The sequence below is a fragment of the Stenotrophomonas sp. FW305-3-2-15-E-LB1 genome (genome assembly GCF_058787375.1).
This window is the reverse complement of sequence record NZ_JBYSZR010000007.1, coordinates 163310-171924: the sequence shown is the minus strand read 5'-3', so window position 1 is coordinate 171924 and position 8615 is coordinate 163310. Positions and strand designations below refer to the sequence as shown.

Here is an 8615-nt window from a genome sequence, read left to right as displayed (position 1 = left end):
CGGGGAGACAGGATTCGAACCTGCGACCTCTACGTCCCGAACGTAGCGCTCTACCAGACTGAGCTACACCCCGAAGGGAGCCGCCTATTCTATCCATTCACCCCGATGGCGGCAAGGGGTAAATGGTGTTTCTTCACATTGCCGGAGCAATGGAACCCTTCAGGGAACAAAAAAGCCTGGAAGACTTCACCAGGCTTCAATGCGACCACCGAAGTGGTCGGGGAGACAGGATTCGAACCTGCGACCTCTACGTCCCGAACGTAGCGCTCTACCAGACTGAGCTACACCCCGAAGGAGCCGCCTAAGATACCGTGTGAAGGCCAAGGCGGCAAGGCTTTTTTACAGCTCAGCGACTGTTTTCTTTCTCAAGGCGGTTCCGCTCGCGCGATTCGAACCACATGCCGTTGAGGATGGCCACGGTGGAGGCCAGGCCAGTGCCGAGGATCCAGGCGAAATACCACATGCTCACACTCCTTCATTCGGGGGAGGCACCGACCGCAGGCCGGCGCATTACTCGGTAGGTGCCGACCGTTGGTCGGCGCATTACTCGGTGGGTGCCGACCGTTGGTCGGCACATAGGCAATCCATCAATACGCGTTCGGGTTGTCGCCCATCTCTTCAACCGTCGTCTTGCCCTTCAGCACGCGGTACACCCAGGTGGTGTAGGCGAGGATGATCGGCAGGAAGATGGCCGTGGCCAGCAGCATGATCCACAGCGTGAGGTGGCTGGACGAGCTGTCCCAGACGGTCAGGCTGGAGGTGGGCTGGCTGGAGGACGGCAGCAGGAAGGGGAAGATGGTGAAGCCGACGGTGAGGATGATGCCGGCGATGGAGGCGCCCGAGGCGATGAAGGCCAGGCCGCCACGGCGTGCACGCAGCAGCACCGCACTGGCCAGCGCACCCAGCAGGCCCAGCACCGGGAACACGATCGTGGCCGGCATGCTGCTGTAGTTGCGCAGCCAGCCGCCGGCAGCGGTGCCGATTGCTGCGGTCTTCAGCAGCGGGTTGGTCGGGCCATCGGTCACCACCTGCGAGGTGATCTGGTAGCCGGGCAGGCCGAAGGCCACCCAGACGCCCGCCACGGCGAACAGCACGAAGCTGATGAGCGCGGCGATGCTGCCGTAGCGCGCGGCACGTTCGGCCACCGGGCCGTCGGTCTTGATGACCAGCATGGCCGCACCGTGCGACACCAGCATGGCCACGCTGACCAGGCCGGCGATGAGGGCGAACGGCGTGAGCAGGCCGAAGAACGAACCGGTGTAGGTCACGCGCAGGGTGTCATCGAAGTGGAACGGCACGCCCAGCAGCACGTTGCCCACCGCCACGCCCGCAATCAGGCCCGGCAGCAGGCCACCCACGAACAGCACGCGGTCCCAGTTGTCGCGCCAGCGCTTGGACGGCATCTTGCTGCGGTACTTGAAGCCGACCGGCCGCAGGATCAGGCCGAACAGCATGGCGAACACCGCCAGGTAGAAGCCGGAGAAGCTGACCGCATACAGCGGCGGCCAGGCGGCGAAGATCGCGCCGCCTCCCAGCACCAGCCAGACCTGGTTGCCTTCCCAGACCGGGCCGACGGTGTTGATCACCCGCCGGCGTTCTTCATCGGTTTTCGCCACGAACGGCAGCAGGGTGCCAACGCCCAGGTCGAAGCCGTCCATCACCGCCCAGCCGATCAGCAGGATGCCGAGCAGCAGCCACCAGATCACGCGGAGCGTGGTGTAATCAAGTGCAATGAATTCCATCTGGATTCTCCTGCCTCAGGCCTGTCCGGCAGCGGCTGCAGTGGGGGAAACAGGCCGGATGTCAGCCTGCAGCGTCGGCAGGATGTCGTCCGGGCCGGTGCGGATCGCCTTCAGCATCAGCTTGATCTCGATGATCAGCAGCACCGTATAGAGCGCGGTGAACACCGCCAGTGTGGTCAGGATTTCATGCAGGGCCAGGCCCGATGCCGCGTAGAAGGTGGGCAGCACACCATCCACCGCCCACGGCTGGCGGCCGTACTCGGCCACGAACCAGCCGCATTCGATCGCGATCCACGGCGCCGGCAGGCTCCACACGGCCAGCCTCAGGAACCAGCGCTTGTCCTGGAAGTTGTTGCGGCACGAGTAGTAGAACGCCAGGGCGAAGAAGGCGATCAGGTAGAAGCCCAGGCCCGCCATGATGCGGAAGGTCCAGAACAGCGGTGCCACGCGCGGCACGGTATCCATCGCCGCCTTGGAGATTTCCTCCGGCGTGGCGTTGAGGATGTCCTCGCGGTAGCGCTTGAGCAGCAGGCCGTGGCCCAGGTCCTGCCAGTGGCGGTCGAACATCTCGCGCGCCTGCAGGTCGGTCTTGTCCTTCTTGATCCGCTCCAGCGCGCCATAGGCGATCTGGCCACCGCGGATGCGGTGCTCGGCGCGTTCCACCAGTTCCAGGATGCCGGGAATCGGCTGGTCCAGCGAACGGGTGGCGATCAGGCCCATCAGGTACGGGATCTTGATCGCGTAATCGTTCTGGTGGGTGGCCTGGTTGGGAATGCCGAAGGCGGTGAAGTCGGCCGGCGCACGCTCGGTTTCCCACATCGCTTCGATCGCGGCCAGCTTCATCTTCTGGTGCTCGCTGGCGGCGTAACCGCTCTCGTCACCCAGCACCACCACTGACAGCGAGGACAGCAGGCCGAAGGCGGCGGCCACCGCGAACGAACGGCGGGCCATGTCCTTGTGCTTGTTGCGCAGCAGGTACAGGGCGCTGATGGACATCACGAAGATGGCGCCGGTCACGTAGCCGGCACTGACGGTGTGCACGAACTTGGCCTGTGCCACCGGATTGAGCAGCACGGCGGCGAAATCCACCACTTCCATGCGCATCGTGTCCGGGTTGAACACCGCACCGGTCGGGTTCTGCATCCAGCCGTTGGCGATCAGGATCCACACCGCCGACAGGTTGGTGCCCAGCGCCATCAGCCAGGTGACGGTGAGGTGCTTGACCGGGCTCAGGCGCTTCCAGCCAAAGAAGAACAGGCCGATGAAGGTGGCTTCCAGGAAGAACGCCATCAGGCCTTCGATGGCCAGCGGCGCACCGAAGATGTCACCCACGTAGTGGCTGTAGTACGACCAGTTCATGCCGAACTGGAATTCCATCACCAGGCCGGTGGCCACGCCGATGGCGAAGTTGATGCCGAACAGCGCGCCCCAGAACAGGGTCATCTGCCGCCAGACCTGCTTGCGGGTCATGACGTACACGCTCTCCATGATGGCCACCAGGAAGGACAGGCCAAGCGTGAGAGGGACGAATAGGAAGTGGTACATCGCGGTCAGAGCGAATTGCAGCCGCGACAGTTCTACGACTGTCTGATCAATCATGGCCTGGCTACCTCGTGGATAGTGCCGTTGCGGGTGGCGGGAAGGGTGGTCTACGGGTGAATGATGTGACCGACTACTTCAAACAGCCTTGATCCAGATCAATGTATGAATGGGAACCCAAGAGGATCGTATGCCATTCCCGTGACCACTGCGACCGCCGGCCGCAGGGGGACACTGTTGCCTGCGCCTACAATGCGGGGCATTCCCTGCCATCTGTGAAGACTTTGAGCGCTGCCAAACCCACTGCTGCCGAGCCGCGTACCGCAGAAGAAGAATCGGCCCTGCAGCGGCGCGCCCGCACGGCGTGGCTGGCCGGCCTGGCCCATGCCGCGCGTGGCCGGCAGCGCCTGGCCGCCCTATGCATCAGCCTCTCCGGCGCCCTGCTGGTCGGCCAGGCCGCCGCGATCGCCTGGCTGGTGCAGACCGTGCTGGTGGAACGCGCGCCCTTGGCCAGCGGCCTGCCGGTCCTGGCCACGCTGGCCGTCATCCTGGTGCTGCGCACGCTGCTGGGCAGCGCCACCCAGGCCGCCGCCGGTGATGTGGCCGATGCCGCCCGGCTGGCCCTGCGTGAGCGTGTGTTCGCGCGCCTGCTCGGGCACGGCCCGCTGTGGCTGCGGCAGCGCCGCACCGGTGAGCTGGGCGAGCTGATGCTGCACCACGGCGATGCCATCGAAAGCTATTACAGCGGCTTCCTGCCGGTGCGTACCGAAGTGGTGGTGGTGCCGCTGCTGATCCTGGCCGCGGTGGCCTGGGTCGACTGGGTGGTGGCGCTGATCCTGCTGTTCACCGCGCCGCTGGTGCCGTTCTTCATGATGCTGGTGGGCTGGGGCGCCGAAGCGGCTGGGCGCGCACAGCTGGGTGAGTTGGCGCGGATGAGCGGCCACTTCGCCGATCGCATCAAGGGCCTGGGCCTGCTGCGCCTGTATGGGCGCGGCGAGGCGGAACTGGCTGGCATCGAAGCGGCGGCCGAGGGCGTGCGCGTGCGTACGATGAAGGTGCTGCGCATCGCGTTCCTGTCATCCACCGTGCTGGAATTCTTCGCCTCGGTGAGCGTGGCGATGGTCGCGCTCTACCTGGGCCTGAGCTACCTGGGCCTGATGTCGCTGCATGCAGCGGTGCCGACGCTGGGCGCGGGCCTGTTCTGCCTGCTGCTGGCCCCGGAGTTCTACGCGCCGCTGCGGCGGCTGGCCGCGCATTACCACGACCGCGCCAACGCGCTGGCCGCAGCGGCCGAGGTGGAGCGCCTGCTGCTTTCGCTGCCGGACGAGCCGGTGATGGCCGAGGTGCCGGTGGCACCGTTGGCGGTGGAGCCGGCCGAGGCGGCCTTGCCGCCGGTGCTGGCACAGGGGCTGGTGCTGCGCCCCTTGGGTGCCCCGCACGATGTGCTGCAGGGCGTGGACCTGCGGCTGGAGCCCGGGCAGCGGCTGGCGCTTGTCGGCCCCAGTGGCTCGGGCAAGAGCACGCTGCTGGAAGCGCTGGCCGGGTGGCTGCCGCCGCGTGCGGGGCGGGTACAGCTGCGCCCTGGCGTGCAGGTGGCCTATGCCAGCCAGCGCCCCTACCTGTTCCATGGCTCGATTGCCGACAACCTGCGCCTGGCCGATCCCGCGGCCAGCGATGCACGCCTGCGCGCGGTGGCCGAGGCGGCGCAGGTGCTGCAGTTCGCCCAGCGCCTGCCCGATGGGCTGGACACCGTGATCGGTGAGCGCGGCTTCGGCCTGTCCGGTGGTGAAGCCCGGCGCATCGGCCTGGCCCGGCTGCTGCTGCGCGACCCGCAGGTGCTGCTGCTGGACGAGCCCACCGCCTTCCTCGATGCCGACACCGAAGCCGCGTTGCTGCGCAGCCTGGCCGCGTACGCGCGCGGCCGCAGCGTGGTGGTGGCCACCCACAGCCCGGTGGTGGTCGCCTGGGCCGACCGTTGCCTGCTGCTGCCCGAAGGACGCCTGGTCGACCCGGCACAGGCGGTGCGCGCATGAGCCGTTCGCCCGATTCGCTGCGCGCGGTGTTCCTGCGCCACCGGCCGCGCCTGCTGCTGACGGTGCTGCTGTTGTGGATCACCATGCTGGCCGGCACCGCGCTGCTGGGCCTGTCCGGTGGTTTCCTCACCGCCGCCGCGTTGGCCGGTGCGGCAGGGCTGGCGCAGGGTTTCAACTTCTTCTCGCCTTCGGCCGGCATCCGCGGGCTGACCATGGCGCGCATCGTGTCGCGCTATTTCGAAAAGCTGGTTGGCCACGATGCCACGCTGCGCATCGCCCGCGATCTGCGCGTGTGGTTCTTCCGGCGCGCGCTGCCGCTGGCACCGGCGCGGCTGGGGGCCACGCGCACCGGTGAACTGCTGGCCCGCCTGCTGGGCGATATCGGCGAAGTTGATGGCCTGCTGGTGCGCGCCATCGGGCCGCTGGTGGCGCTGGGTGCGCTGTCGCTGGTGGCGGTGGGCGCGGCGGCGATGATCCTGCCCGCGGCCGCCGTGCTGCTGGCCGTGCTGGCGCTGCTGATCGGCTTCGGCGTGCCGTGGCTGGGCGTGCGCGGGCATGACCATGAAGAAGCCGATCGTGCCGCGCATCGTGCTGCGCTGCGGACGGCTGCATTCGAAGGGCTGGAGGGTGCGGGCGACCTGGCCGCGCTGCATGCCGATGCCGCCTGGCAGTTGAAGGTGCGCGTGGCGGCCAAGCAGCTGGCCTCGCGCGACCGGCGCCGGCGCTGGCGGCTGATCGCCGCTTCCACCCTGCATGGCCTGGTGGCCGGGCTGGGCCTGGTGGCGATGCTGGCGCTGGCCCTGCATGCGGCAGAACAGCAGCGCATTCCTGCGGAGATGGCGGCCGGGCTGGTGTTCCTGACCGTGGCGATGATCGAGTTGTGGGCGGGCATGGGCCTGGCATGGCAGTCGCTGCAGTCCGGTCGCATCGCTGCCGACCGCCTGCAGTCCATCGTCGAGCAGGCGCCGACGGTGGAAGATCCGTCGCTGCCGCAGGCGGTGCCGCAGGCCGCCACCGTGCAGTGGGAGAACGTGCATTTCCGCTGGCCGGGCGCGGCGCGGCCGGTGCTGTCGGGCCTGCAGTTATCCCTGGCACCCGGTGAGCGCATCGCCATCCGCGGCGACAGCGGCAGTGGCAAGACCACGCTGTCCAGCCTGCTGCTGCGCCTGTGGGATCCGCAGCAAGGGCGGTTGAGCTACGGCGGACACGATCTGCGCGGGTTCGCCCAGGCCGATTGGCATCGGCAGCTGGCGTGGTTGCCGCAGAACGCGCCGGTATTTGCCGGCACGGTGGCCGAGAACCTGCGGCTGGGTGACCCCGATGCCGGCGATGACGCCCTGTGGGCGGTGCTGCGCCGCGTGCGCCTGGGTGAGTGGGCCGAGCGCAATGGCGGCCTGCAGGCGTGGGTGGGCGAGAACGGCGCGACGATGTCGGCCGGGCAGGCGCGGCGCCTGGCATTGGCGCGGGCGCTGCTGCGCAACGCGCCGATCCTGCTGCTGGACGAACCGACCGAAGGCCTGGATGTGGATACCGCGCGCGCGCTGCTGCAGGATCTGGCTGGCCTGCTGGAGGGCCGCAGCCTGTTGATGATCACCCACGACGACCTGCCCGACGGCGTGGTGGATGCGCAGTACCGGTTGCGTGACGGCGTGCTGGAGCGCGAAGCGTAATCGCCGTGGATTTACCTGTGCCGTCCTCACGAGGTAGCGCCGGGCCATGCCCGGCGGCCGTTTGCGTGATGGCGTGCCGGCCGGCACATCCACGCATGGCGTGGATCTACTGGTGTCGTGCCGCCTGGTAGTGCCGGCCGCTGGCCGGCAATCACGCATCCGCGTCGTTCAAGCGGTTACCGCGCGAATTCGCGCAGCATCACCGCGATCGATGCGACGTTCGCCACCACGCACAGCCAGAACACCCACTGGAATTCCGCCTTGCGGTGCTTGTGGCGGAACAGCGCCTGGCCCAGCAGCGCCCCCGGCCAGCCACCGGCGAACGCCAGCAGCTGCAGTGTGCGCTCGGGAATGCGCCACTGCTTGCGCTGTGCCGCGCGCTTGTCATGCCCGTACAGCCCGAACGACACCGCACTGGCCAGCAGGCACCAGCCGCCCAGCCACAGCGGCAGCACCGCACAGAGCGTCAGCGCGACCAGCGCGCCGAACGCGGCCAACGCCAGGTTGCGCCGCCAGGCCACTTACAGCGCGTCGAGGAAGCCGCGCACGGCCGGGCCGAAGCGGTCGAAGTCGACCAGGAAGGCGTCGTGGCCCTGCGGTGAATCCAGGCCGATGAACTGCGCATCGGCGCCGCCGGCACGCAGGCCGTCGGCCACCTGCTGCTGCTGCTGCACCGGGAACAGGATGTCGGTGTTGGCGCCGATGGCCAGTGCCTTTTCGACACGGATCTGTGCCAGCCCCGCCAGCACGTCCCCATCGGCATACTCGGCCAGGTCGAACCAGTCCATCGAGCGGCTCAGGTACAGGTAGCAGTTCGGATCGAAGAAGCGCACGAAGCGCCGTGCATGGCCTTCGAGGTAGCTTTCCACCTGGAATTCCAGCCCGAACGGATCATCGTCGGTCTGGTCCGAATCCAGCCGCACGCGGCCGAAGCGGCCATCCCATTCCAGCGCGGAGCGATAGGTGATCACGCCCAGCTTGCGCGCCATGCGCATGCCCGATTCGGGGTAGTCGGTTTCGGTGTAGCGCCCACCGTTCCACTGCGGGTCCAGGCGGATGGCTTCGCGCTGCAGCGATCGGATGGCGATGGAGAACGGCAGTGCCTGCGCGCTGCCGGAAATGTTGACGTGGCTGCGGGCGATGCCCGGCTGCAACATCAACACGGCCAGTGCGGTCATGCCGCCCATCGAATTGCCGACCACGCAGGCCAGTTGCGCGATCCCCAGGGCATGCACCACCTCGATGGCGGCGCGCGCACCGTCTTCCACCGACAGTTCCGGGAAATCGAGGCGATAGGGTTCGCCGGTGGCCGGGTTCTGCGACGCCGGGCCGGTGGAACCCTTGCAGCTGCCCAGCGAATTGACGCAGACCACGAACCAGCGGTCGGTATCGATGGGCTTGCCGGCGCCAACCATTGCTTCCCACCAGCCCGGGGCCGGGTTGCCGGCGTTGGCGGCGGCGTGCGCGTCCGGCGACAGGCCGGTGACGATCAGGATCGCATTGCGACCGTCGGCAGCCAGGGTGCCCCAGGTTTCATAGGCCACGCGCGCGCCGTGCAGTGCGCCGCCGCGCTTGAACGGGAAGGGCGAGGGCAGGGCATGGAAGCGGGTGCCCGGCGGGTGCAGCGGTGC

Annotated in this window: 7 protein-coding genes and 2 tRNA genes; 2 read left to right on the top strand and 7 right to left on the bottom strand. The window is 68.0% G+C overall.

Annotated features, from left to right (window positions below):
• From AC3WL7_RS07860 to AC3WL7_RS07840, 5 genes are all read right to left on the bottom strand, one after another.
• Positions 1 to 73, bottom strand: a tRNA-Pro gene (locus AC3WL7_RS07860).
• A gap of 141 nt (positions 74 to 214) precedes the next feature.
• A tRNA-Pro gene (locus AC3WL7_RS07855) sits at positions 215 to 291 on the bottom strand.
• 55 nt (positions 292 to 346) lie between these two features.
• The gene (gene cydX, locus AC3WL7_RS07850) at positions 347 to 463 is read right to left on the bottom strand and encodes a cytochrome bd-I oxidase subunit CydX (protein ID WP_079222503.1); all 117 of its coding nucleotides are present in this window, start codon (positions 461 to 463) and stop codon (positions 347 to 349) included.
• A 124-nt stretch (positions 464 to 587) separates the two neighbouring features.
• Positions 588 to 1742 carry a cytochrome d ubiquinol oxidase subunit II gene (cydB, locus tag AC3WL7_RS07845; protein ID WP_492749908.1) on the bottom strand — a complete coding sequence of 385 codons (1155 nt, stop codon included), beginning with the start codon at positions 1740 to 1742 and terminating at the stop codon, positions 588 to 590.
• A 15-nt stretch (positions 1743 to 1757) separates the two neighbouring features.
• Positions 1758 to 3341, bottom strand: coding sequence for a cytochrome ubiquinol oxidase subunit I (locus AC3WL7_RS07840; RefSeq protein WP_492749907.1), 1584 nt, complete (start codon positions 3339 to 3341; stop codon positions 1758 to 1760).
• Positions 3342 to 3565: 224 nt separating this feature from the next.
• Here AC3WL7_RS07840 and cydD point away from each other — a divergent pair, with 224 nt between their 5' ends.
• Together cydD and cydC are read left to right on the top strand one after the other, a co-directional pair.
• Entirely contained in the window at positions 3566 to 5314 is a 1749-nt protein-coding gene (gene cydD / locus AC3WL7_RS07835) for a thiol reductant ABC exporter subunit CydD (RefSeq protein ID WP_492749906.1), read from the top strand.
• Positions 5311 to 6984: a thiol reductant ABC exporter subunit CydC gene (gene cydC / locus AC3WL7_RS07830; protein WP_492749905.1), complete on the top strand. Its 1674-nt coding sequence runs from the start codon at positions 5311 to 5313 to the stop codon at positions 6982 to 6984. Before cydD ends, cydC begins: the two co-directional genes overlap by 4 nt.
• A gap of 176 nt (positions 6985 to 7160) precedes the next feature.
• Here cydC and AC3WL7_RS07825 read toward each other — a convergent pair whose 3' ends face one another.
• Positions 7161 to 7505: a DUF1294 domain-containing protein gene (locus AC3WL7_RS07825; protein WP_108747030.1), complete on the bottom strand. Its 345-nt coding sequence runs from the start codon at positions 7503 to 7505 to the stop codon at positions 7161 to 7163.
• Positions 7506 to 8609 (bottom strand): homoserine O-acetyltransferase MetX, encoded by a 1104-nt coding sequence (metX, locus tag AC3WL7_RS07820; RefSeq protein WP_492749920.1) that lies wholly within the window; start codon positions 8607 to 8609, stop codon positions 7506 to 7508.
• Positions 8610 to 8615 lie beyond the last annotated feature (6 nt).

What these genes read in the sequence shown, in the direction of transcription:
- cydX (WP_079222503.1), bottom strand. Translation starts at nt 463, where the DNA reads ATGTGGTATTTCGCCTGGATCCTCGGCACTGGCCTGGCCTCCACCGTG.
- cydB (WP_492749908.1), bottom strand. Translation starts at nt 1,742, where the DNA reads ATGGAATTCATTGCACTTGATTACACCACGCTCCGCGTGATCTGGTGG.
- AC3WL7_RS07840 (WP_492749907.1), bottom strand. Translation starts at nt 3,341, where the DNA reads ATGATTGATCAGACAGTCGTAGAACTGTCGCGGCTGCAATTCGCTCTG.
- cydC (WP_492749905.1), top strand. Translation starts at nt 5,311, where the DNA reads ATGAGCCGTTCGCCCGATTCGCTGCGCGCGGTGTTCCTGCGCCACCGG.